This window comes from Streptosporangium amethystogenes, assembly GCF_000721075.1.
Taxonomy (GTDB): domain Bacteria; phylum Actinomycetota; class Actinomycetes; order Streptosporangiales; family Streptosporangiaceae; genus Streptosporangium; species Streptosporangium amethystogenes.
Window position 1 is genome coordinate 232,409 of the sequence record NZ_JOEQ01000010.1, and the last position, 25,625, is coordinate 258,033.

Genomic DNA, 25,625 nt, shown 5'->3' on the forward strand with positions numbered 1-25,625 from the left:
CCTGAGCTGCCTTTCACCGGTAAACGCGTGGGACCCGCGAACCGATCCCGGTCACGATCTCATGCGTGATCGTGCCGAGGGAATCCGCCCATTCCTGGGCGGTCGGCTCGCCCCGCGATCCGTCACCGAACAGGATCACCTCGTCGCCCTCCGCCAGTGGGTCGTCCCCTACGTCGATCATGAACTGGTCCATGCAGACCCGGCCGGCGATCCGCCGCCTGCGGTCACCCGCCAGCACCTCCGCCAGGTTGGTGGCGCGCCGCGAGATCCCGTCCGCGTACCCGAGCGGGACAAGACCAAGCGTGGTCTCCCTATCCGTGACATACAGGTGGCCGTACGACACACCCGACCCGGCGGGCACCCGCTTGACCAGCGCGACCCGCGCCACGAGCGTCATCACCGGGCGCAGCCCGAAGTCGCCGAGCTCGGGCACGGGGCTCAGCCCGAAGGTCGCGATCCCGGGGCGGACCATGTCGTAGCGCGCCTGCGGCAGCGTCAGGGTGGCCGCCGAGTTGGCGATGTGCCTGATGACGTGGGAGCCTCCGGCACCCGCCTTCTCCGCGACGGCCAGCGCCTCGTCGAACGCCATCAGCTGGGCCGCGATGGATGGATCTCCCGGAATGTCCGCGCAGGCGAAGTGGGACCAGAGCCCGGCGATCTCGATGGTCCCCTCGGCCTGCCGCCGCAGCGCCCGGTCGAGCAGGTCGGGCCACTCACCCGGCGTCGCACCGCCACGTGACATGCCGGTGTCGGCCTTCAGATGCACCCTGGCCGTCCGGCCGGTCAGGGCCGCGGCGTCGGCAATGGCGTCGACCACCGCGACCGAGCCCGCCGACAACTCGATGTCGTGCTCGACCGCCTGCTCCAGAGGCTCGCCCGGCGGGAGGATCCACGACAGGATCGGCGCGGTGATCCCGGCGGCCCGCAGTTGGAGGGCCTCTCGGACGTAGGCGGTGCCCAGCCGCCCGGCCCCGCCCTCCAGGCAACCGCGCGCGGCCGGGACCAGCCCGTGCCCGTAGGCGTCGGCCTTGACCACCGCCATCATCTCGGCGCCGGGAGCGTGGCTCCCGAGCAGCGCCAGATTCTCGCGGATCGCCGAGAGGTCCACCCGTGCCTCGGCGGGAGTCATCGGGAAGCTCATCGCTCCAGTTTGGCAGGTGAGCGGCCCTGCCTGAGCCCGTTGACCAACGACCGCACCGTCTCCGGCAGGGCCTCGGCGACGTCGGAGGCGGCGAGAGGGCCGCGCCTACCGGCGATTCCGTGCAGGTAGGCGGCGCAGGAGGCCGCGTCGTAACCACTCAGTCCCGCGGCCAGCAGCGCGCCCGCCAGGCCGGCCAGCACGTCGCCGGTGCCGCCGGTCGCGAGCCAGGGACTTCCGGTGGGGTTGATCCTGACCGGCCGCCCCTCCTGCGCGACCAGCGTGGTCGACCCCTTGAGCAGTACGGTCACCTCCAGCTCGGCCGCCGCCCGCCGGACGTTCTCCAGACTCCGTGCCTCGATCAACTCCCTCGGCACCCCCGTCAGGCGGGAGAGCTCGCCGGCGTGCGGGGTGATCAGGACGGGCGCGGCGCGGCGGAGCAGTGACCGCTCCTGGGCCACCAGGGTCAGCGCGTCGGCGTCGACGAGCACGGGGACATCCTCTGCCAGCACCGAGCGGGCGATGGCGCGCGCCTCGTCGCCGGTGCCGAGCCCGGGACCGAGCACCCACGCCTGCACCCGGCCCACCTCCTCGACGCCCTCGCCGGGGGCGAGCGTGGTGATCACCGCCTCGGGCCAGTGGGCCCGCACCTGGGCCACCGGCTCGGCGCTCCCCGCGTAGCGGACCATGCCCACCCCGGCCCGCAGGGCCCCGCCCACCGCCAGCACCGCCGCGCCGGTGTAGTGCTCGCTGCCCGCCGCGATCCCGACGACGCCCCGGCGGTACTTGTCGGAGGAGGCGCCGGGCCTGGGCAGCAGGGCGACCACGTCGGCGTCCGTCAGCGCGACCGCGTCAGGTTCCGGCAGGTGGGGGCCGAGACCGATGTCGACGAGTTCCGTCCGGCCCGCGTGCCCGGCGCCGGGATCCACCAGCAGCCCGGTCTTCCACGCTCCGAACGTGACCGTGGCGCCCGCGCGGACCGCCGCGCCCTCCACCTGGCCGCTGCTCGCGTCCACCCCACTCGGCAGGTCCACCGCGACGACCTCGCCGGGCGCGTCACCCGCGAGCCGGGCCAGGGTCGCGTACGGCTCCCTGAGCGCCCCGGTCCCGCCGATCCCGAGCATCCCGTCCACGATCAGGTCCGCCGCGCCGATCAGGTCGCGGACCGCCCCGCCCACCACCGTGTCACCGCCCGTCACACCGTCCCCGGGCGCTCCCGCGAGGTTTCCCGCCACCGGCCCCGGGGTGGTCGCGGGGGTGGCGGCTTCACCGCCGGGCAGACCGGTCACCCGGCCGCCCGCGCGGCGCAGGGCCTCAAGTCCCGCCTCGTGGACGCGCTTCCCGGCGATGATCGCGTCAACCCCGGCCCCCCTGGCCGCCAGGCGTGCCCCGGCGTAAAGGGTGTCGCCGCCGTTGTCGCCGCCGCCGACGAGCAGCACGACGCGGGAGCCGTACACGCCGCCGAGCATCCTGGCGCAGACCACCGCGAGCCCGGTGGCCGCCCTCTCCATCAGGGTGCCCTCGGGCAGGGTCGCCATCAGCGCCGCCTCGGCCGCCCTGATCTGGTCGGATGTGTACGCGGTTCGCATTCCACCGAATTTATCCCTCGGCGATCACATAGGCGATGGCGACACCCCCGTCGTGCGTCAGGGAGACGTGCCATCTGACCACGCCCAGGGCCAGGGCGACGTCCGCCACCTTGCCGGTCACCCGCAGCTCGGGCCGCCCGTGCTCGCCGGTGAGCACCTCGGCGTCCAGGTGCCGCAGCCCGGGGGGCGCGCCCAGCGCCTTGGCGACGGCCTCCTTGGCCGCGAACCTGGCGGCCAGCGACTCCGTCGCCAGCGCGCTCTCGGCGGCGGTGAACAGGCGCCCCCGCAGCGCGGGCGTCCGCACCAGGGTCGCCTCGAACCTGGCCACGTCCACGACGTCGACGCCGATCCCAACGATCATTTCCCCAGGCTACCGATGATCTTCGCCGACCGCCCGCCCCGCCCGCCTGTCGTCACGGACGTCGTACGGCCGGCCCCGGAGCGGGCCGTGGAGGCCCGCGGGGGGCCGGCGGGGGGTCAGAAGCCGCCGCGCTGCCAGGGCCCCCAGATGGCGAAGCTCATTCCCGCCGACGACTGGACGTTGACGTAGAGGGTGTGCCCGCCGGGACCGAAGGTCGAGCCGGCGAACTCGGCGCCCGAGTCCCCGGCGACGGGGGCCAGCCGGGAGAAGTCGAAGATCTCGCCACGGCTGGTGAGGCCGCGCAGGTAGTTGTCGCCCGAGCCGTCCTCGCACAGCACCAGCGTGCCCCGGGGGCTGGCGGTGACGTTGTCCGGCAGGTCGAGGGTGACCGAGCCCGGCGACTCGTAGACGAGCCTGAGCCTCCCGCTCCACGTCTCGTACGCCCACACCTGGCCGCGCCCCTTGCCGAAGCCGCTGGGCGGGGTGTCGCCGGACGCGGTCGCGCCGCCCTGCGTGGAGGTGAAGTAGATCGTGCCGTGATGGTTGATCGCCCCCTCCAGCCGGGAGAAGATCGCCGCACCCTTGGCCCTGCCCTGGTTGCCGACCGCCTGGATCGCGAGGTCGTTGGCGGGGGTGCCGATGAAGGTGGGGTCGGGGTCGTCGATGTCCACCCAGGTGGTCGCGTAGGTGGCCCCCCTGGACTGGCCGAGCGAGAGGTTCTTGCCCGGCGCGCCCCGCACGGCCAGCATCTGCAGCCTGCCGCCGTCCAGGATGCGGCCGGCCCGGAGCGGGTTCTGCGGAGGCAGGTAGCGGTAGAACCCGGAGGCGAACGCGAAGTTGTCCTCGGTGAGGTAGACGGCGCCGGTGAACGCGTCGAACGCGGCCGACTCGTGGGCGAACCGCCCGGCGCTCCTGATCGGCCCCGAGGCCCTGCCGTCGATCGGGACCTCGAAGATGTAGCCGTGCTTCTGGGTGAGCTTGCCGTTGTCCTGGCCGGTGAAGTCGTTGCCCACGTCCGGCCCGTTGACCGTCTCCTCGCAGGTCACCCAGGCGCCCCAGGGCATCGGGCCGCCTGAGCAGTTCATCTGGGTACCGGTCAGGCTGGGGGCCGCGGAGATCACCTTGCCGTAACGGGTGACCCTGAGCGTGGAGGTGCCGCCGCCCGCCGCCGGGTCGTAGGCCCTGGCCGGGTCGCCGAACGCGCCGACCGGGCCGTTGACCTCGTGGTTGCGGACGAGGATCGCGGTGTTCCCGGGCCCGCGGAACGCGGCCATGCCGTCGTGACGGGAGGGGACGGCGGACCCGTCGTCGAACGTGCCCCCGGCGACGCTGAAGGAGGTGTAGCGGAAGCCGTCGGGCAGGTGCAGCCGGATCGCGCCGTCCCGCTCGTCGGCGACCGGCTTCAGCGGTCCGTACCCGCCTCCGGGGCGGGTCTCCCCGTTCAGCCCCGCCCGCGCGACACCGGCGAACGGCCCGGCCACCCCCACCGCGGCCAGCGCGCTGCTACCGGCGAGGAAACGACGACGATCCATCTTGCGACTCCCTGAGGTCCGGTGGATTCACGCCACGTTAATCCGCCGCCAGCAGTTCGCTATATGGCACATATCGACAATTAATCATGCAAGAAGGCGGGCGCCTCTGTTCCCACTTCTGACCCTTGGTAATCCATAGGGGTTGTCCACAGGTTGTGGACAACCCCCGTCCGGGGTTTATTCCACCGTGACCGACTTGGCGAGGTTGCGGGGCTGGTCGACGTCGTGCCCCTTGGCGGTGGCCAGCTCGCAGGCGAAGACCTGGAGCGGCACCGTGGCCACCAGCGGCTGGAGCAGGGTCGGCACGGCCGGGATGCGGATCAGCGTGTCGGCGTACCGTTCGACCACGTCGTCGCCCTCCTCTGCGATGACGAGGGTCCTGGCGCCCCTGGCCCTGATCTCCTGGATGTTGGACACGATCTTGTCGTGGATCACCCGCTGGCCGGACAGCGAGGGGACGACGACCACGACCGGGAGCCCCTTGTCGATCAGCGCGATCGGGCCGTGCTTGAGCTCCCCCGCGGCGAAGCCCTCGGCGTGCATGTACGCCAGTTCCTTGAGTTTCAGCGCTCCTTCCAGCGCGACCGGAAAGCCCACGTGCCGCCCGAGGAAGAGCACGCACCGCTCGTCGGCCAGCGATCTGGCCAGCGCGCGGACCGGTTCGACCGTCGAGAGGACCTCGCTCACCTTCGACGGCATCTCCGCCAGCCGGTCGACGATCTGAGTGATCTCGTCGCCGAACTTCGTGCCCCGGACCTGCGCGAGGTAGAGCGCCACCAGGTAGCAGGCCACCAGCTGGGTGAGAAAGGCCTTGGTGGAGGCCACCGCGACCTCCGGGCCCGCGTGCGTGTAGAGGACGGCGTCGGACTCGCGGGAGATCGTGGAGCCGTTCACGTTGCAGACCGCCAGCACCCGGGAGCGCTGCCCGCGCGCGTGCCGTACCGCCATGAGCGTGTCCATCGTCTCGCCCGACTGGCTGATCACGACGACCAGCGTGTCCCGGGTGAGGATCGGGTCGCGGTAGCGGAACTCGCTGGCCACCTCGACCTCGCAGGGCAGCTGAGCCCAGTGCTCGATGGCGTACTTCGCGATGAGCCCGGCGTGGTACGAGGTCCCGCAGGCCACCAGAATGATCTTGTTGATGTCGCGTAGCTCCTGGTCGGACAGGCGCATCTCGTCCAGCACCAGCAGGCCGTCCTGGCCGACCCTGCCGAGCAGCGTGTCGGCGACGGCCCTGGGCTGCTCGGCGATCTCCTTGAGCATGAAGTGGTCGTAGCCGTCCTTCTCGGCGGCCGAGGCGTCCCAGCCGATGTGATAGTCGCGCGTCTCGGCCGGAGCCCCCTGGAAGTCGAAAACCGTGATCTTCGAGGGACGCAACTCGACCACCTGGTCCTGTCCCAGTTCCACCGCCTCGCGGGTGTAGGCGATGAAGGCCGCCACGTCCGAGCCGAGGAAGTTCTCCCCGTCCCCCCTGCCGACCACCAGCGGCGAGTTACGCCGCGCCCCCACCACCACCTCGGGCTCGTCCACCGAGACCGCGAGCAGCGTGAACGCCCCCTCCAGCCTCAGGCAGACCCGGCGCATCGCCTCCGCCAGGCCACCGGCGGCGAACTCCTCCAGCAGGTGCGCCACCACCTCCGTGTCGGTCTCGGAGACGATCCGGTGGCCGTTGTCCTCCAGCTCGCTCCTGAGCACGGCGAAGTTCTCGATGATCCCGTTGTGGATGACCGCGATCCGCCCGTGACAGTCGGTGTGCGGGTGGGCGTTGCGGTCGGTGGGCGCCCCGTGGGTGGCCCATCTGGTGTGCCCGATCCCGACCGTCGACGGCGGCGCGGGCCGCGAGACCAGTGCCGAGCGCAGGTTGGCCAGCTTCCCCGCCCGTTTCTCCACGATCAGGCCGCCGGATCCGACCAGTGCGATTCCCGCCGAGTCGTACCCCCGGTACTCCAGCCGGCCCAGTCCCTCGACGGCGACCTCGATCGCCTGCCGCTGTCCCGTATATCCCACTATGCCGCACATGACCTACCCCCTTCCCTGAGAGATCGGCCACCTTGTCTATGGAGAATCCCCCAGACACCCCAAGAATCCCGCCCGGCACCCGGCAGGATCGTACGCAGGGGCGATCAGTAGGCTTGCTGAACATGGCCAACGGTTTGGACACCGCGACACCGTACGTGCAGCTGAGCCGGGCTCAGTGGAGCGACCTGCGCAAGAACACCCCCCTGACGCTCACCGAGAGCGAACTGGAGGAGCTGCGCGGCGTCGACGACCCGATCGACCTGACCGAGGTCACCGACATCTACCTGCCGCTCACCCGGCTGCTCAACCTGCACTTCACCGGAGTCAGGCAGCGCAGTGCGGCACTCAACACCTTCCTCGGCGGCGAGCGGCGGACGGCCCCGTACGTCCTGGGCATCGCCGGCAGCGTCGCGGTCGGCAAGTCGACCACCGCCAGGCTGCTGCACACCCTGCTGGCCCGCTGGCCGGAGCACCCCCGGGTGGACCTGATCACCACGGACAGCTTCCTGTTCCCGAACGAGGTCCTCACCGCCAGGAACATCATGCACAGGAAGGGCTTCCCGGAGAGCTACGACCGGCGGGCCCTGGTCAGGTTCGTCGCCGGCGTCAAGGCGGGCCTGCCCGAGGTGACGGCCCCGATCTACAGCCACCTGGAGTACGACATCGTGCCCGGTGCGACCCAGACCATCCGCCGGCCCGACATCCTCATCGTCGAGGGTCTCAACGTGCTGCAGCCCGCCCCGCCCACCGCGCTCGCGATCAACGACTACTTCGACTTCTCCATCTACGTGGACGCCAAGGTCGAGCACATCCGCGACTGGTACGTGGACCGCTTCCACAAGCTGCGGCAGACCGCCTTCGAGGACCCGAAATCCTACTTCAGGTATCTCGCCGAGCTGTCCGACGAGCAGGCGACCGAGTTCGCCGAGGGCATCTGGCGCGACATCAACGAACGCAACCTCCTGGAGAACATCGCCCCCACCAGGGGCCGCGCCGACCTGGTCCTGCACAAGAGCGCCGACCACTCGGTCAGCCGCGTCCGCCTCCGCCGCATCTGACGCCCCCTGAGATCAGCGGCCACCCGGGCCTTCGTCAACAACGCGTCGGCTGGTCGGTGTCTGCGCGCCGGTGGGGACGGCGGCGGAGCCGGCCGTCCCCAGCCGCCGGAAAACGGCTTTCTGAACGGGCCGGCGGTGTGGCAGGGTCGGCCGGTGCCTGTTTCCCGCGCCGAACTGCTCCGCTGGCAGTTCGATCTGACCTGGTCGCTGTTCGAATTCCATCTGGAGCGGCTGCAACCGGAGGACTTCCTCTGGGAGCCCGCGCCCCACTGCTGGACGGTGCGCCCGGACGCCGACGGGATGTGGGTGCCGGACTGGGAGGACGCCGAACCCGATCCCATTCCGGTCCCCACCCTCGGGTGGGTCACCTGGCACCTCGGCTGGTGGTGGACGGTGACCATCGACCACGCGCGGGGGCGAGCACCACGTGACCGGGAGGAGATCGGGTGGCCGGGCGACGGGCAGGCCACCGTCGACTGGCTACGCGGCCTTCGCGTGGAGTGGCTGGCGGTGCTGGATCGGCTCACCGACGCCGACCTGGACGCCACCGCCCCCTTCCCCTGGCCGGACAGCCCCGAGCTGACCGTCGCCCACATGATCGCCTGGGTCGACTCCGAACTGATGAAGAACATCGCCGAGATCGGCCAGCTCCGCCTGCTCCGCGTCGCGTCCGCCGGGTGAGTTCTCCGGGGTTCGGTGAGCCGCCCACAGGTTCTAGGGTTGGCCCGTGTTGCATCTACGCGTGATCAGTCCGCCGGAATTGTCGGACGGGGTGCTGGAGGTGCTCGAAACCTGCGTCGGCGTGGTCAACGTCGTCGTGCTCCCCGGTGCCGCACGCTCCCCCGCCGGGGACCTCGTCCAGTTCGACGTCGCCCGCGAGGCCGCCAACGAGGTGATCGAGCACCTGCAACGGCTCGGCCTGCACTCCGAGGGGTCGATCGCGGCCGAGGAGGTCGACCTGTCGATCTCGGAGGTGTCCGAGCGCGCCCAGGAGGAGGCGCCCGGTGACGGGGACGACGCGGTGGTCTGGGCGGAGTTCGCCCAGCGGGTCGGCGACGACTCCCGGCTCACCTGGGCCTTCCTCGCCTTCCTGGTGATCGCCACACAGATCGCGGCGATCGGGGTGATCGTCAACTCGCCGATCCTCATCGTCGGCGCGATGGTGCTGGGGCCGGAGTTCGGGGCGATCGCGGCCATCTGCTTCGGCCTGATCCGTACCGACCGGCAGCTGATCGGCCGCGCGCTCCGCACCCTGGCCGTGGGCTTCGCCGCCGCCCTCGCGATCACCTTCGCCTGCGCACTGGCCTGGCGGTGGCTGGGCTGGATCGACAGCGGCTCGCTGCGGATCGGGCACGAGGAGATCGAGTTCATCGTCAAGCCCGACAGGTGGTCGTTCATCGTGGCGCTGCTCGCCGGGGCAGCCGGGGTGCTCTCGGTGACCGCCGGCAAGTCCTCGGCGCTGGTCGGCGTCTTCATCTCGGTCACCACGGTCCCGGCCGCGGGCTACTTCGCGGTCGCCGCCGCGCTGTCACGCTGGGGTGACATGGGCGCGTCGGCCGTCCAGCTCGGGGTGAACGTCGCCGGAATGATCATCTCCGGGGTGCTGACGCTCCTCGTGCAGAGGGCCTACTGGTCCCGGTTCGGCATGCGGCTTCCAGCACCCCCCGGCAGGCGGTGAACCGCCCTTTCGGACGAGGGGGACTCCTTCGTATGACTGAGGTGTTCGCCCGCGACGGCGGATAGTGTCCCGGTATGACTATCCTCGCCACCGAGGGACTGACCAGACGTTTCCCCCGGGTGACGGCGCTCGACCAGCTCACCGTCACCGTCGGCCCCGGCGTGACCGGTCTGGTCGGCGCCAACGGCGCGGGCAAGTCCACGCTGATCAAGATCCTGCTCGGCCTGCTCGAACCCAGCGCCGGCCGCGCCCAGGTATTGGGCATGGACACCGCGACCAAGGGCGCGGAGATCCGCCGGATCGTGGGCTACATGCCCGAGCACGACTGCCTGCCGCCCGATCTGTCCGCCACCGAGTTCACCGTGCACATGGCCCAGATGTCCGGCCTGCCGCGTACCGCGGCCCGCGAGCGCGCCGCCGACGTGCTGCGCCACGTCGGGCTCTACGAGGAGCGCTACCGCGCGATGGGCGGCTACTCCACCGGCATGAAGCAGCGGGTCAAGCTGGCCCAGGCCCTGGTGCACGACCCGCGCCTGGTCCTGCTGGACGAGCCCACCAACGGCCTCGACCCGCAGGGCCGTGACGAGATGCTCGCGCTGATCCGCAGGATCGGCTCGGAGTTCGGCATCAGCGTGCTGGTCACCTCCCACCTGCTGGGCGAGCTTGAGCGGGTCTGCGACCACGTCATCGTGATCGACGGCGGCAAGCTGCTGCGCTCCTCGGCCATCGGGGAGTTCACCCAGCAGACCCAGACCGTGACCGTCGAGGTGGAGGAGGGCCAGGACGCGCTCGCGGCCCGGCTGGGGGAGCTGGGCGAGACCGTGACCCCGCACGGCAGGATGCTGCTCGTCCACGTCCGCGCTCCGGAGACCTTCGACGTCCTCCGCGACGCCGTCTGCGAGCTCGACCTCTGCCTCGTCCGCCTGGAGCAGGGGCGCCAGCGCATCGAGGACGTCTTCAGGGAGCCGGTCAATGTCTGAACCCACGGGTGTCATCCACGACATCGGATACCGCCACTACGACGGGGCCCGGCTCGGCCGGGGCCACGCCACCGCCGCGCTGGCCGTGCACAGCCTGCGCGGGATCTTCGGGCTCGGCCGCACCGCCCGCTCCAAGATCATTCCCTTCGTGCTGGTGGGCGTCATGCTCCTGCCCGCCGTCGTGTCCATCGCGATCATGGCGCTGATCAAGCAGGAGGGGATGCGCTACACCGAGTACGCGGTGATCATGCAGGCCGTCCTGGCGATCTTCCTGGCCTCGCAGTCGCCGTACGCCGTCGCCCCCGACCTGCGCTTCCGGGTGCTACCGCTCTACCTGTCGCGCCCGGTGACGCTCTGGGACTACGTCGGGGCGAAGCTGGCGGCGATGACCGCGGCGATGTTCCTGCTGCTGGCGGTGCCGCTCACCGTGCTGTTCGTCGGCGAGGTGGTCATCGACCTGCCCGGCGACACGCACACCGTCGAATACCTCACCAGCATGGCCGGCGCGGCCGGCTACGCGCTGCTGCTGGCCTGCCTCGGCATCGCCGTCGCCTCGTTCACCCCCAGGCGCGGTCTGGGCGTGGCCTCGGTCATCGCGCTCTACCTGCTCGCCTCCGCCGTCTCCACCGTGCTGTTCGGGGTGCTGGAGTCGATGGGCGACGACGCCGCCGCCGCGTGGGCCTGGCTGATCAACCCGTTCTTCGTGGTGGACGCCGCCGTGCACGTCGGAATCTTCGGGGCGACCCCCGCCTCGAACGTCATCTACCCCCCTGGCGCGGGCAGCCTGGTCGCCGGAGTGATCATGATCGCGCTGATCGGCCTGTCCGTGACGGCCCTGATCGCGCGCTACCGGAAGGCGGCCTCCCGATGAGGATCGAACTGGCCCAGGTCTCCCGCTGGTACGGCAACGTGGTCGCCGTCAACGACATCACCATGACCGTCGGCCCCGGCGTCACCGGGCTGCTCGGCCCGAACGGCGCGGGCAAGTCCACGCTGCTGCACATGATGGCCGGGTTCCTGGCGCCCTCGGGCGGCACCGTCACCCTGGACGGCGACCGGATCTGGCGCAACCACCAGATCTACCGCTCCATCGGCCTGGTCCCCGAGCGCGAGGCCGTCTACGGCTTCCTCACCGGCTGGCAGTTCGTGCTGTCCAGCGCGAAGCTGCACCGCCTGCCCGACCCCGAGGACGCCGCCGGCAAGGCGCTCGCCCTGGTGGAGATGGAAAGCGCCAAGGACCGCAGGATCGAGACGTACTCCAAGGGCATGCGCCAGCGCGTCAAGGTGGCCGCCGCCCTGGTGCACGACCCCCAGGTCCTGCTGCTCGACGAGCCGTTCAACGGCATGGACCCCCGCCAGCGCCTGCACCTGATGGACCTGGTCGCCACCATGGGCGCGGCGGGCAAGACCATCCTGTTCAGCTCGCACATCCTGGAGGAGGTGGAACGCGTCGCCCAGCACATCGAGGTGCTGGTCGCGGGCCGGCACGCCGCCTCCGGGGACTTCCGGGAGATCCGCCGCCGGATGACCGACCGCCCGCACCTGTTCCGGGTCCGCTCCAGCGACGACCGCCGCCTGGCGTCCGCGCTGATCGCCGACGCCTCCTCGGGCGCGGTCTCGCTGACCGAGACGGGCCTGGAGGTGCAGGCGGTCGACTTCCGGCGCTTCACCCGCCTGCTGCCCAGGGTCGCCAGGGACGCTGACGTACGCGTCTGGCAGGTCTCCCCCGCCGACGAGGACCTGGAGAGCGTCTTCTCCTACCTGATCAACAGGAGCAGCTGATCATGAACGGTGTCATCGCCGGAATCTCCTACCGGGCCCTTCTCGGCCGCCGCCGGATCTGGCTGCTGATCCTGCTGCCCCTGGTGCTGGTCGCCATGGCGACCCTGCTGAACCTCATCGGCGCCGCCGACGAGCGGACCGCGGTCACGCTCATGCGGACCTTCGCCATCGGCACCATGCTGCCGCTGCTCGGCCTGATCGCCGGAACCGGGGTGATCGCCCCCGAGATCGACGACGGCACGATCATCCACCTGCTGGCCAAGCCGATCTCCCGCCCGGTGATCGCGCAGACCAAGTTCGCGGTCGCCGCCTCGATGCTCGCGCTGTTCGCCGCCGTACCGACCTTTGTCGCGGCCTACCTGCTGGTCAACCTCGAATCCGGGATCGCCTACGGCTTCGCCCTCGGCGCCCTGGTCGGCGGGATCGCGTACGCGGCGGTGTTCATGCTGCTGGGCGTGCTGACCCGGCACGCGGTCACCATCGGCATCGTCTACGCGCTCGTCTGGGAGGGGGTGGTGGGCAACTTCGTCCCCGGTGCCCGGAGGTTCTCCATCCAGCAGTGGGCCCAGTCGATCGCCGACCAGGTGTCCTCCTCGCCGTTCTTCTCCACCGAGATCACCCTCGGCTTCGCCGTACCGGCGCTGCTGATCGTCACCGTCGGCGCGGTGGTCTGGTCGGGCCAGCGCCTCCGCGGCTTCTCCCTCACCGGCGACGAGTAGGCCGTCCGAGGTCGTGTGCCCCCTTCCGCGGGGGCACACGACCTCGCTGTCACGAGGGGTGGCGACGGAGCCTGGCGCGGCGGAGGAGCAGCAGCCCGGTCAGCAGCAGGGCCAGCAGGGCGGCGCCCGCACCCGCGTACCACAGGCGGCTCGTCACGGGGCCGGCCGCCTCGTGGGCGGCCGCCTCGGCCGCCGCGCCGGCCGGCAACTGGTCGGAGTGGGTGGCGCAGACGATCGGCTTGTCGCTTCCCTCGATGCTCGCGCAGGCGATGCTGGCCAGGCGCAGCAGGTCCTCCGGTGTGGCCCCCACCTCCGCGGTGGTGTGGAAGGTGGCGTCTTTTCCGGGCGGCACATCGACGCTCCAGTGGACCTGCCCCTTCGAGGCCGAGCCTCGGCCGTCCGCCGAGACGAACTTGAGACCGGTCGGCAGGGTCTGGGTGAGATCGAGCCCGCGCGCCCGGGTCGTGCCGACATTGCGGACGGTGACGGTGTAGGTGAGCCTGTCCCCCTCCTCGGCGGTGGTCCGGCCGTTGTCGATGCTGATGCTCAGGCTGGGTACGGCCGCCGCGACCGCCTTCCCCTCCTTGTCGTCGGGGTGCGGCTTGAGCGTGGACGCCGCCGCCGGGTGTGATGCGAGGACGACGACCAGGACTGTGCCGAGAGCGCAGAGAGCGGCGGCACGCCGCGTGATCACTGCCATGGTTTTCTCCTTCACGTTGCTCGTGTACCGGGTGAGTGACGCGCGCCGGGATGTCGCTCCCACCGCGTCAACTGGCCGCCGCGACGTAGGTGAGCGTCGCCGAGTAGCTGCCGACCGGGACGAAGGGGATGTCGGCTTCGAAGTCATTGCCGATGGCGTCTCCGTTGGGCGAGGACGGCCCCGGCTGACTGTGGACGAGCACCGGGGTGGTCGCCGAAAGGGTGTGGAAGGTCGACGTGCCGCTCTCGCGCACGCGCAGGTTCCCGATCGGGATGGTGGCGTCGTTGCCCACCTGGTCCGAGGTGAGCTCGGTGGACGTCGCCTGCACGGTGACCGTGTAGCCGTCGGGGCTGTTCGTGGTGACCGTCATGGTCACGGCCCCGTTGTCGCGGACCGTCGAGTCCGGATTGCCGGCCAGGGTGAAGGCACTGGTCAGCTCGGTGAGGTTGATGCTGGTGGGGGTCACGACGGTCTGGACCGAGCAGTCGGGGTCACTGCCGCCGACGGGGCAGTTGCTGCCGACGGTCGCCGAGGTGACCCGGTTGTCCAGAGCCCCGTCGCCGATCTGTTCCTCATCGGTGCGCACGCTGAAGGTGACGACCGCGCTCGCGTCCACCGGCAGCGCTCCGGTCCAGCCGAGGGCGCCGTCGGCATAGGTGACGGTTCCTGAGGAGGCACTCGCGTCGTTGCCGTAGGCGGCGTCGTCGAGCACCCCGGCCAGTGAGTCGGTGACCGAGGCCGCCGGGTAGGGGGCCTCGCCGGTGTTCGTGATCACGATCGTGTACCGGACCACGTCGTCCACCACCACGGCACCGGTGTTGTTCGCGGTCTTGACGATGGTGAGGCCGGGAGTGAGCACGGTGACGGTCGTGGTGCAGCGCGGATCGTCTCCCTCCGCAGGACAGGTCGATCCGGCGGTGCTGGAGACGACGGTGCCGGTCAGGACCTTGTCCCCCGGAGGGGGATAGCCGGTGGTGACCGAGTAGGTGACCGTGGCGGTGGCACCGATCGCGAGGTCGCCACTCCAGCCGAGGACGTCGTCGGCGAAGGTGGCGGTGCCGGCGGAGGCGGTCGCGTCGTTGCCGTAGGCGGCATCGTCGAGCACCCCGGCCAGCGACTCGGTGAACGCGGCTCCAGCGTAGGCGGTCTCGCCGGTATTGGACAGGGTCACCGTGTAACGGACGACGCTCCCCGCGACGACCACACCGGTGTCGGCGGTCTGCGTGATCGTGAGCCTCGGCACCAGGACGCGCACGAGCGTCGCGCACGCCGGGGCGGTGCCGCCCACCGGGCAGCTACTGCCCGGTGCGGTGGAGCTCACGTAGCTGGTCAGGGCCTTGTCGCCGGGGTCGGGATCCTTCACCGTGATGGAGTAGGTGATCGTGGTGCTCGCACCGACCGCGAGGGCGCCGGTCCAGGTCAGGCTCGGCGCGGTGTAGTCGAAGACGCCGGTGGAGGCGCTCGCGTCCTCGTTGTAGACCGAGTCCGGGAACACCCCGTTGAGCGCGGCGACCACGGAGGCGTCGGCGTAGTCCGTCTGCCCGGTGTTGGTGAGCGTGATCGTGTAACCGATCGTGCCACCGGGGGTCGTGGTCGCCGTGTCCGCGCTCATCGCGATGCTCAACGCCGGGATCAGGATGGTGACGGTCGCGGTGCAGGCCGGGGCGGTGCCGCCCACCGGACAGGTGCTGCCCGGCGCGGACGAGGAGACGACGCTGGTCATGCTCGTGTCTCCGGTGTTGGGGTCGTTCGCCTTCACCGTGTAGGTGACGGTCGCGGTCGCCTCGACCGCCAGATCTCCGGTCCAGGTCAGCACCTGATCGGCGATGGCGATCGTGCCGGAGGTGGCGGTCGCGTCATCGTCGTAGACGGCCTCGTCCAGCACCTCTCCGAGATCGTTCGCCACGCTCACGCCTTCGTACCGGGTCTGGCCGGTGTTGGCGATCGTGACGGTGAACCGGGTGACGCCGCCGGGGGTCGTGGTCGCCTGGTCGGCGGCGATGGAGACGGCCAGGCCGGGAACGAGGACGGCCACCGTCGAGGTGCAGGCCGGGGCGGTGCCGCCCGCCGGACAGGTGCTGCCCGGCGCACCGGAGGCGACGGTGTTGGTGAGCAGTAGGTTGCCGGTGTCCGGGTTTTTGACGGTGACCGAGTAACCGATGACCACCGTCGCTCCGATCGCCAGGTCACCGGTCCAGGTCAGGGTCTGGTCGGCGAACCCGGTCGTGCCCGTGACGGCGGTCGCGTCATCGTTGTAGGCGGCGTCGTCCAGCACCGCCGCCAGCGGATCGGTGATGGTCACCCCGGTGTAGGCCGTCTGCCCGGTGTTGGTGGCCGTGATCGTGTAGCCGACCGTGGCCCCGGGGGTCGTGGTCACCGTGTCGGCGGTCTTGACGATGGTCAGTGCCGGGACGAGCACGGTGACGAGCGTCGTACAGGCGGGGGCGGAGGCGGTGGACGGGCAGGTGCTGCCCGGCGTGTCGGAGAAGGCCCGGTTGACCATCAGCTTGTCACCCGGATCGGGGTCCAGCACGGTGACCGAGTAGGTGATCGTCGCGGTCGCGCCGACCGCGAGGTCACCGGTCCAGGTCAGGGTGGGGCCGGTGAAGGTGACGGTGCCGCTCGTGGCACTCGCGTCGGCGTTGTAGACCGCGTCAGGGAACACCGCCGTGAGGTCGTCGGTCGCCGTCGCCCCGGTGTACGGGGTCTGGCCGGTGTTGGCGACCGTCATCGTGTAGGTGACGGTCCCACCGGGAGTGACGGTCGTCCGGTCCACGCTCTTGGAGAGGGTCAGTACGGGGGTCAGCACGGTGACCGTCGAGGCGCAGAGCGGGTCGGTGCTCTCGGCGGGACAGTTGTTGCCCGGGGTACTGGAGGTCGCGACGGCGTTCAGCACTTTGTCGCCCGGGTCGGGGTTCCGCACCCTCACCGAGAAAGTGACCGTGACGGTCGCGCCGACCGCGAGGAGACCTGTCCATGTCAGCTGACCGCTCGCGGGGGTGAAGATGAGATTGCCCGCCGAGGCGGTCGCGTCACCGTTGTAGACCGCGTCGTCGAGAACACCGGCGAGCAGGCTGTTCACGACGGTGTCGTCGTACGGCGCCTGCCCGGTGTTGGCGATCGTGACCGTGTAGTCGACGGCCTCGGCCGGGACGGCGGTGACGACGTCCGCCGTCATAGTGATCTTGATTCTTGAGATCAGGACCTCGTCGAAGCAGCGGGGGTCGGTACTTCCGGTCGGGCAGGTACTGCCCGCGGTGGCCGAGGTGACCGTGTTGGTCAGCCTCTGGTCACCGGTACCGGGGGTGTCCGCCGTGACGCTGTAGGTGAGGGTGGCCCCGTCGCCGGGGTTGAGAGCTCCGGTCCAGGTCAGGTTGGAGTCGGCGAAGGTGACGTTGCCGCGCGTGGCGCTCGCGTCGGCGTTGTAGGCCGCGTCGTCCAGCACCCCGGCCAGCGCGTCGGTGAACGTCGCCGCCGCGAAGGGGACCTGCCCGGTGTTGGTGACGGTGATCGTGTAGGTGACCGTACCCCCCGGAGTGGTCGACGTGGCGCTGGACGTCTTCACGATCGTCAGGATCGGCGTGAGGACGACGACCCCCGAGCGGCAGGCCGAGCTTCCGCTGCCGGGCGGGCAGGTGCTGCCCATCTCGGTGGAGGCGACGGCGTTGCTCAGGAACTTGTCACCGGTGGGAGGGCTGGTGGTGGTGACGGAATAGGTGACGGTCGCGGTCGCGCCGACCGCCAGATCACCGGTCCAGGTCAGGACCTCGTCCGCGAGGCCGACCGTGCCGGTCGTCGCCGCCGCGTCGCCGTTGTAGGCCGCCGCGTCCAGCACCCCGGTCAGCGTGTCGGTGACGACGGCCCCGGTGTACGCACTGTTCCCGCTGTTGGCGATCGTGACGGTGTAGGCCACCGGAGCACCTGGAACCACACTGCTCCGGTCGGCGGTCTTGGTGATCGTCAGCCCGGGGGTCAGCACGGTGACCGAGTTGGTACAGCCGGGAGCGGTCGCCACCGGGCAGGCGCTGCCCTGCGCCGAGGAGACCGAGGTGAGGGTGATCAGCTTGTCGCCGGTGTCGGGGTTGTTCACCGTGACGCTGCCGGTCAGTGTGACACTGCCGCCCACCGGAATGCTCCCGGTCCAGGTCAGCCCGTCGAGCCCCAGGGTCAGCGACCCGGAGGTGGCGCTCTGGTCCCCGTTGGGCACGCTGTCGTCGACGCCCTCTATCCCGTTGAACAGCACACTGATCCCGTTGTACGGCGTCTGTCCGGCGTTGGTCATCACCGACGTGTAGTGCACCACCTCGCCCGGTAGGTAGGTCGCCGCGTCGGAGGTGGTCACGATGGTCAGCTTGGCCACGGTCACCGTGACCGAGCAGCGCGGGTCGGTGCTCGCCGCGGCGCAGTTGCCGTTCGGTGAATCCGACACCAGGGTGTTGACGAGGGTCCCGTCGGGTGAGGTCTGCACCGTCACCGAGTAGACGACCGTGGTCGACCCACCGGCAGGGACGGTTCCGGTCCAGGTCAGGTTGGGCGCGGTGTAGCCGACGGTGCCCAAGCCTGCCACGGCGTCGTTGTTGTAGGTCCCGTCGTCCAGGACGTCGGTCAGATCGTCGGTGAACGTCGCCCCGACGTAAGGGGTCAGCCCACTGTTGCTGATCGTGACGGTGTAGGTGACCGTCTCGCCCTGCCCTGCCGAGGGGGTGCTCGCGGCCTTGCCGAAGGTCAGCGAGGTGGTCTGGGTGACCGGAACACCGCTACCGCAGCGGGGGTCGGTCCCGCCGGACGGGCAGTTGTTGCCTGCGGCGGTGGAGGTGATCGCACTTACCAGGGTCGCGTCACCGATCACCGGATTGTCGACGATGACCGTGTAGGTGATCGTCGCGCTCGCCCCGACCGCCAGATCACCGCTCCAGGTCAGGTCGGGGCCGGTGTACGACACGCTGCCGCCGGAGGCGGTCGCGTCCGCGTTGTAGACCGCGTCGTCCAGCATGCCCGCCAACGAGTCGGTGAACGTCGCCCCCGTGTAGGGGAGTTGCCCGGTGTTGGTGACGGTGGTCGTGTAGGTGACCGTGCTCCCCGGCACCGCCGTGGTGGGAGTGGCGGTCTGGACGATGGTCAGCGCGGGGACGAGCACGATCACGTTGCTGGTGCACTGCGCGTTACCGCTCGCCGGGGCGCAGTTGCTGCCGGTGGTGGGCGAGGAGATCGTGCCGGTAAGGTTCCTGTCGCCGGGATCGGGGTTTCGCACGGTGACCGAGTAGGTGATCGTCGCGCTCGCCCCGACCGCCAGATCACCGCTCCAGGTCAGGTTGGGGGTGGCGAAGGAGACGGTGCCGGTCGTCGCCGCCGCGTCGCCGTTGTAGAGCGCGTTGTCCAGCATGCCCGCCAGCGCCTCGGTGAACGTCGCACCGGTGTACGGCGTCTGCCCGGAGTTGGTGACGGTGACCGTGTAGTTGACGGTGCCCCCCTGGACCGTGACAGGGGTGTCGGCGGTGTTGGTGATCGTCAGGCCGGGGACGACGACGTTGAGCAGGGCCGTGCAGCGAGGGTCGGAGCCGCCGGCCGGGCAGTTGTTACCGGGAGCGGCCGAGACCAGGGTGCCGGTGACGATCTTGTCCCCGGTGGGGGGATTCTTCACGGTCAGGGTGCCGGTGACCGTGACGGTGCCTCCGACGGGAACGTTGCCGGTCCAGGTGATGGCCGTGGCACTGAGGACCAGCGTCCCCGAGCTCGCGGTCTGGTCACCGTTGGGGACGGCGTCGTCGACGGTGCCGGCGATCGGACTGGAGATGCTGATCCCCGTGTAGGGGACCTTCCCGGTGTTGGTGAAGGTGGCGTTGAGCCGGATCGTCGAGCCCGGTGTGGCGCTGCTCCCGACGTAACTCTGGGAGATGACGAGCCGCGCCACCGCCACCACGACGGTGCAGCGCGGATCGGTGCCCCCTGCCGGGCAGTTGCTCCCCGTGGTGGACGAGACGGCGGTGCTGGAGAGCAGCGCGTCTCCGGTGTCGGGATTGTCGACGGTGACCGAGTAGGTGATCGTCGCGCTCGCCCCGACCGCCAGGTCACCGGTCCAGCCCAGGTTGGACCCGGCGAGGGTGACCGTACCCGTCGTGGCTCCGGCGTCCGCGTTGTAGGTCGCGTCGTCGAGCACCCCGGCCAGCAGGTCGGTGACGGCGGCCCCGGTGTACGGGGTCTGCCCGGAGTTGGTGACGGTGACCGTGTAGTTGACGGTGGCCCCTGGCGTCGTCGTGCCGGTGTCCGCGCTCGCCGCGATGGTCAGCCCCGGCACCAGGACGGCCACCGTCGAGACGCACGCGGTGTCGGCGCTCCCCGCCGGGCAGGTGCTGCCAGGGGCGGACGACACCGCGACATTGAGCATCCGCCTGTCGCCGAAGTCGGGATCGTTCACGGTCACCGAGTAGGTGATCGTCGCACTCGCCCCGACCGCCAGATCGCCGGTCCAGGTCAGGTCGGGGCCGGCGTAGGCGACCGTGCCGGTCGTCGAGGTCGCGTCACCGTTGTAGTCGGCGTCGTTGAGCACCTCGGCCAGCCGGTTGGTGACCTGGGCACCGCTGTAGGGGGTCTGCCCGGTGTTGGTGACCGTCGTCGTGTAGGTGACCGTGCCGCCCGGCGTGGTCGTCTGGGTGTCGGCGACATTCGTGATCGTCAGTGCCGGGACCAGGACGGTGACGACGGAGGAACAGCCGGCCGCCCGCGTGCCGGTGACCGGGCAGGTGCTGCCGGGCGCGGCGGACGTTATGGAGGTGCTCAGGGCCTTGTCCCCGGTGTCGGGGTTGTTGACGGTGACCGAACCGGTGATGGTAACCGTCGCGCCGACCGCGACATCCCCCGTCCACAACATCGAACCGTTCGGGTTCAACCCGATACTGCCAGAGCTGGTCACGATGTCGCCGTTGTAGGTCGCGTCATCGAGCATGTCGGCGAAGGTGAACGTGGCACCGATGCCCGCGTAGGGGGTCTGACCGGTGTTGGCCAGCGTGAGCGTGTAGGTCACGACGCCGCCCGGGACCGTGGTGGACACATCGGTCTTGTCGGTGACCGTCAACCGCGGGATGAGGACCGTCACGACGGCGGCGCACCGGACGTCGCTACCGCCCGTGGGACAGTTGCTCCCGACGGTGGATGAGGTGAGGGTGTTGGTCAGTGTCCTGTTCCCGGTGTCGGGGTTGTTGACGGTGACCGAATAGGTGATCGTGGCGCTCGCGCCGACCGCCAGGTTGCCGGCCCAGGTCAGCGTGGAACCCGCGAAGCCGACCGAACCGCTGGTCGCGGCGGCGTCCGCGTTGTAGGTCGCGTCGTCGAGCACCCCGGCCAGCGCGTCGGCGAACGTCGCGCCGGTGTAGGCGGTCTGCCCCGAGTTGGTGACCAGCACCGTGTAGTTCACCACCGAGCCGGGGGTGCTGGTCGACGTGCCGACCGACTTGGCGATCGTCAGGCCGGGGATCAGGACCGTGACGGTGCTGAAGCACCCGGGCCCCTGGTTGCCCACCGGGCAGTTGTTACCCGGCGCGGCGGAGGTGACGGCGGTCCGGAGAACCCTGTCGCCGGTGTCGGGATTGTTCACGGTGACCGAGCCGGTGATGGTGACGGTCGCGCCGACGGCCAGGTCACCGGTCCAGGTGAAGGTGCCGTTCGGGTTGTTGACGACGGTGCCCGACGTCGCCGCGATGTCGCCGTTGCCCGTCGCGTCATCCAGCACACCCAGCAGGGAGGCGGTGAAGCTCGTCCCGACGTACGGGGTCTGCCCGGTGTTGGAGGCCGTCAACGTGTAGTTCACCACCGAACCCGGCGTGGTGGTGGCCGCGTTCGCGCTGCTGCTGAAGGTGAGACCTGGAATCAGGACCGTGACGGCGGTCGTGCACTGCGCACCCTGCTTGCCGGACGGGCAGGTGCTGCCGGGAGTGCCGGAGGTGATCGTGTTGGAGACGGTCCGATCCCCGGTGTCGGGGTTTCGCACCGTGGCCGAGTAGGTGATGTTCGCGCTCCCCCCGGGAGCGAGGTTCCCGGTCCAGGTCAGGTTGGGGCTGGTGTACGACACGCTGCCGCTCGACGCGATCGCGTCGGCGTTGTAGACGGCGTCGTCGAGCAGGCCGGCCATCGCGTCGGTGAACGTCGCCCCGGTGTACGGAGTCTGGCCGTTGTTCGTCACCGTGACGGTGTAGCCGATCGTCTGACCGGGAGTCGTCGTCGAGAGGCTGGCGACCTTGACGATGGCCAGTCCGGACACGGTCACGGTGGCCGAGCATCGGGGGTCGCTGCCGCCTGCCGGACAGGTGCTGCCGATCGTCGACGAGGTCACCGCGTTTGCCAGCACCTTGTTACCGGTGCCTGGGCTGCTCACCGTGACCGAGTAGCCGATGGTCACGGTCGCCCCCGCCGCCACGTTGCCGGCCCAGTTCAGGGTCTGACCGGCCACGGACACCGAGCCGCTGCTCGCGGTCGCGTCGGCGTTGTAGATCGCGTCGTCGAGGACGTCCGCCAGCGGGTCGCTCAACGTGACCCCGGTGAAGGCACTCGCCCCGGTGTTGGTCACAGTGATCGTGTATTTGAGCGTGCCACCGGGGACCACCGAGGAGGCATTGGCGGTCTTGACCATGACCAGGGGCCCGGTCCCCATGACGAGGGTCGCGGACTGGGTGGCTGCCAGACCGTTCGCGTCGACCACCCGGAAGGTGACCGGGTAGGTGCCCGTCGCCGTCGGGGTGCCGGACAGCACGCCGGTGGAGGCGTTCAGGGACAGCCCCGGCGGCAGGCTACCCGCGCCGACCGACCAGACAAGCGGCGCGGTACCACCGCTCACGGTCAGCGGCACACTGTAGGCGACCCCGACCTGGCCGGTCGGCGGCGGGGTGAAGGTGAACGCCGGCAGCGCCGCGACCGTCAGGCTCACCGTCCTGATGCTGCTCTGGCTCAGCGCGTCGACCACCCTGACGGAGAAGGAGTAGGCGCCTCCCGCCGTCGGGGTGCCGGACAGCAGACCGGTGGAGGCGTTCAGGGACAGCCCCGGTGGCAGGCTGCCCGCCGTGACCGACCAGACGTACGGCGCGGTGCCCCCGGTGACCGTCAACGGGACGCTGTAGGGAATGCTCACCGCGCCATTGGGCGGTGCCGCGAACGTCAGGACCGGCGCCGCCGTGATGACCATGGTGACATCGCGGTTGACACGCGCACCGCTGGCGTCCGTCACCCGTACGCTGAAGGAGTAGCTGCCTCCCGCCGTCGGGGTGCCCGACAGCAGACCGGTGGAGGCGTTCAGCGTCAGACCGGGCGGCAGACTACCGTCGTTGACCGACCAGGTGTACGGCGCGGTGCCCCCGGTGACCGTCAGCGAGACGCTGTAGGGGACGTTCACCTCGCCGGCGGGCGGCGGGGAAAAGGTGAAGCTCGGCGAGGTGTTCGGCACGACCGCGCCGGAGGGCAGGGACGCCTGTCCGGAACCCGCCGCGTTCACCGCGGTGACGGTGAAGGTGTACGAGATCCCCGCTGTCAGGTTGGTAACGGTCTGGGTGGTCACGGTGCCGCTGAACGTCTGGGTCGACTGCGCGACCCCGGCGATGTAGGGCGTGACGACATAACCGGTGATGGTGCTGCCGTTGCCGGCCGGCGCCGTCCAGGTGAGGTTCGCCGACAAGGTGCCCGCCGTGGCCGAGGTGACGGTGGGCCGGCCGGGGACGTCGTAGGGGGTGACCGCGCTGGAAGCGGCGCTGGCCGGGCCGGTGCCGACCGCGTTCACCGCGGCGACGGTGAACGTGTAGGACGAGCCCGCGGTCAACCCGGTCAGCGTCCTGTTGGTGGCCGAGGCGTCGAAGGACAGCGGGGTTTGGGCCACCCCGCCGATGAAGGGCGTGACGACATAACCGGTGATGGTGCTGCCGTTACCGGCCGGCGCCGTCCAGCTCACCGCCGCGCTGGTCTTCCCCGCCACCGCGGTGGGCGTGGCGGGCGCCGAGGGGGCGGAGATATAGGTATAGGTCGCGGACCCGGCGCGTCCCAGGGTGACGACCGTGACATTGACCGTGCCGGCCGTGGCCCGCGCGGGCATGGAGGGGATGGTCAGGGTGCCGTTGCCGTTGTTGACGAAGCAGCCGCTGGTGACCCCGGTGGGACACGGGAGCAGGACCGCCGAGGTTCCCGCCTGCTGCTGGGCGGTGGTGCCGATCTCGACGGCGGTGGCACCGGAGATGTTCGTCCCGCTCACGGTCACCGCCTCGCCACCGGCGATCGTGCCCGAGTTCGGGCTCAGCGCGACACCGCCGGGCGCCGACGGCAGGGTACCGGCGGTCGCCGTCGTCGAGTAGGCGGGGTTGGCGTCGACGGACGACGAGGTGACCACGGTCGCCGTCTGGATCAGCGTCGACGTGACGCTGCTTCCGGTGACGACGCCGTGTACGGTGATCGGCGGCAACGTCGCCGCCGCCGGGAACGGGCCGTTGCTGTTCGTACAGGTGATGGACTGCCCCGACGGCGCCGCGCACACCCACCCCGTGCCGGACGCGCCCACCGGCGTCACCCCCGCGGGCATGGTCTGGGTCATGGAGATCGGGGCAGCCTCCGCGATACCGACGCCGACTCCCGCGACGACGTTGTAGGTCACCGGGTTGCCCTGCTGCGGACTCGTGACGCTGTAACTCGTCTGGGCGACGGTCAGCTCGGGGACGGCACTGATCGTGGTCACCTTGGCCTCGCCGATCTCATGGAAGTCGGTCACCGCCCCGGTGGAGCCCACCCAGCCGAACGCCAGCTGCCGGGGGATCCCCGCGGAGGTCAGCCAGCTCGACGGGTACAGGCCGGCGGCGACGGTGGGAAGCGTCCCGGTCAGAGTCCTGGTGGCACCGCCGACCAGGGTGACCACCACCTGGTAGCTGTTGGCCGGGACCGTCAGACCACTGGCGGTGGTCTGCGTGGAGCTCGTGGGATTGATACCGATCTGGACCGGGACGGCCGTGCGGGTGGCCGCCCGCAGGGGGAGGGCGGCGGAGGTCGTCGAGGTGGCCGTGCTGTTGATCGCACAGTAGCCGACGGTGCCGTTGCCCGGCCCGCGCACGACGACCTGACCGGCGACCTTGCCGCCGGTCGTACTGATATAGGCCGGATTCGCGCAGCCTGTTCCCTGGTAGGTGCTGGTGCTGTAGTTTCCGAACACGTCAAGGCCGATGCCGAGATAGCCGTAGGCCAGACCGGCGAGGCTGTTGGTCCCGGTGTAGCCCAGCGCTCCGCCCAGCTGACCGATGTTGGCCGGCGACTGAGGGGTGACCGGGTCGACGGCGGCCAGCACGAAGGCGATGCCGTCGGCGTTGTTCCCGCCGTACTGGTAGGTGTTGAAGGTGACGTCGAGCCCCTGCGAGGTGGGCACGCTGACCGCGCTGAAGACGCCGCCCACCTTGTTGGTCGTGTTGTTCGTCAGGCGCAGCTCGCCGGAACCCGGACTGTCCAGGTTTCCGGTACAGCTGCGCAGCACACCGGTGCTCGTGTTCCCCGAAGCGGTCAGGCATGCGAAGTTCGTCACACTCAGGCCGGCCGGTAGCGCGGGCAACACCACGGCACCGTCGCCGTCCGCCGTGTTGTTGTGGAAGGGCTGGTTGAACACGACGGTGCCGGCCGCCGACGCGGGAACCGCCGGGGTCAGCACCACGGAGGTGCCGAGCAGGGCCAGGGTGAGAAATCTGGCGAGCCCCCGCTCTGGCAGCGACAGCGGGCCGGCGCCTCGGGCAATGGTGAACGGTGACACGCCACCCTCCGATCGATCACGATGTCAGCGGCCGGCCGCCCTACGGGCGCCGCGAGAGCAGCGTGGACGTCGGCGGCCAGGATCGGGCCGCCGATTCGATGAGTGTTGTTTCCCGGCGGAAATCTCGCCTCAACCACTGAAAGTGTCTGATCAGCGACCCAGAGTGTCAATCAGCGTGAACTCCGGCGTGGCGGTGGACAGAAGCAGGCATGATCCAACAAACCAAGCAGGGAATGACAAAAAGCACGGCCCACACCGGAGTGTGGGCCGTGCTTTCGATATTCGTCTCTAGAGTGGTCGCTCCCGGACGGTCA

General features: G+C 70.3%; 14 protein-coding genes. 7 read left to right on the plus strand and 7 right to left on the minus strand.

Translation table 11 applies throughout. From position 1 onward, the window contains the following. Positions 1 to 13 precede the first annotated feature (13 nt). From alr to glmS, 5 genes are all read right to left on the minus strand, one after another. Positions 14 to 1,141, minus strand: coding sequence for an alanine racemase (gene alr / locus IG98_RS0117000; protein WP_245651595.1), 1,128 nt, complete (start codon positions 1,139 to 1,141; stop codon positions 14 to 16). Continuing rightward, positions 1,138 to 2,727, minus strand: coding sequence for an NAD(P)H-hydrate dehydratase (locus tag IG98_RS0117005; protein WP_030912836.1), 1,590 nt, complete (start codon positions 2,725 to 2,727; stop codon positions 1,138 to 1,140). The genes alr and IG98_RS0117005 overlap by 4 nt, the downstream gene beginning before the upstream one ends. A gap of 10 nt (positions 2,728 to 2,737) precedes the next feature. After that, complete coding sequence (locus tag IG98_RS0117010) at positions 2,738 to 3,088, minus strand: holo-ACP synthase (RefSeq protein WP_030912838.1); 351 nt, start codon at positions 3,086 to 3,088, stop codon at positions 2,738 to 2,740. Positions 3,089 to 3,204: 116 nt separating this feature from the next. Next, on the minus strand, positions 3,205 to 4,620 hold the full coding sequence (locus IG98_RS0117015) for a PhoX family protein (protein ID WP_030912840.1): 1,416 nt from the start codon (positions 4,618 to 4,620) through the stop codon (positions 3,205 to 3,207). Between the two features lie 177 nt (positions 4,621 to 4,797). After that, entirely contained in the window at positions 4,798 to 6,639 is a 1,842-nt protein-coding gene (gene glmS, locus IG98_RS0117020) for a glutamine--fructose-6-phosphate transaminase (isomerizing) (protein ID WP_030912842.1), read from the minus strand. Positions 6,640 to 6,761: 122 nt separating this feature from the next. Between glmS and coaA the strand changes: the two genes are divergently transcribed. The 7 genes from coaA to IG98_RS0117055 all read left to right on the plus strand — a co-directional run bounded on the left by coaA (position 6,762) and on the right by IG98_RS0117055 (position 12,856). After that, a complete protein-coding gene (coaA, locus tag IG98_RS0117025) occupies positions 6,762 to 7,697 on the plus strand; it encodes a type I pantothenate kinase (RefSeq protein WP_030912844.1) in 936 nt (311 codons plus the stop codon). Positions 7,698 to 7,850: 153 nt separating this feature from the next. After that, positions 7,851 to 8,378, plus strand: a complete 528-nt coding sequence (locus tag IG98_RS0117030) for a DinB family protein (protein ID WP_030912846.1) — start codon at positions 7,851 to 7,853, stop codon at positions 8,376 to 8,378. Between the two features lie 46 nt (positions 8,379 to 8,424). Next, positions 8,425 to 9,375 carry a DUF389 domain-containing protein gene (locus IG98_RS0117035; protein ID WP_030912848.1) on the plus strand — a complete coding sequence of 317 codons (951 nt, stop codon included), beginning with the start codon at positions 8,425 to 8,427 and terminating at the stop codon, positions 9,373 to 9,375. A gap of 74 nt (positions 9,376 to 9,449) precedes the next feature. Then, positions 9,450 to 10,355 (plus strand): ABC transporter ATP-binding protein, encoded by a 906-nt coding sequence (locus tag IG98_RS0117040; protein ID WP_030912849.1) that lies wholly within the window; start codon positions 9,450 to 9,452, stop codon positions 10,353 to 10,355. Next, positions 10,348 to 11,226, plus strand: coding sequence for an ABC transporter permease (locus IG98_RS0117045; protein ID WP_030912851.1), 879 nt, complete (start codon positions 10,348 to 10,350; stop codon positions 11,224 to 11,226). The genes IG98_RS0117040 and IG98_RS0117045 overlap by 8 nt, the downstream gene beginning before the upstream one ends. Continuing rightward, positions 11,223 to 12,137: an ABC transporter ATP-binding protein gene (locus tag IG98_RS0117050; RefSeq protein WP_030912854.1), complete on the plus strand. Its 915-nt coding sequence runs from the start codon at positions 11,223 to 11,225 to the stop codon at positions 12,135 to 12,137. Before IG98_RS0117045 ends, IG98_RS0117050 begins: the two co-directional genes overlap by 4 nt. 2 nt (positions 12,138 to 12,139) lie before the next feature. Continuing rightward, the gene (locus IG98_RS0117055) at positions 12,140 to 12,856 is read left to right on the plus strand and encodes an ABC transporter permease (RefSeq protein ID WP_051752253.1); all 717 of its coding nucleotides are present in this window, start codon (positions 12,140 to 12,142) and stop codon (positions 12,854 to 12,856) included. 49 nt (positions 12,857 to 12,905) lie between these two features. Here the strand turns inward: IG98_RS0117055 and IG98_RS0117060 are convergent, their stop codons facing one another. Both IG98_RS0117060 and IG98_RS0117065 read right to left on the minus strand, forming a co-directional pair. Then, a complete protein-coding gene (locus IG98_RS0117060) occupies positions 12,906 to 13,556 on the minus strand; it encodes a DUF11 domain-containing protein (RefSeq protein ID WP_030912859.1) in 651 nt (216 codons plus the stop codon). A 67-nt stretch (positions 13,557 to 13,623) separates the two neighbouring features. Continuing rightward, entirely contained in the window at positions 13,624 to 25,311 is an 11,688-nt protein-coding gene (locus tag IG98_RS0117065; protein ID WP_051752255.1) for a DUF7927 domain-containing protein, read from the minus strand. Positions 25,312 to 25,625 lie beyond the last annotated feature (314 nt).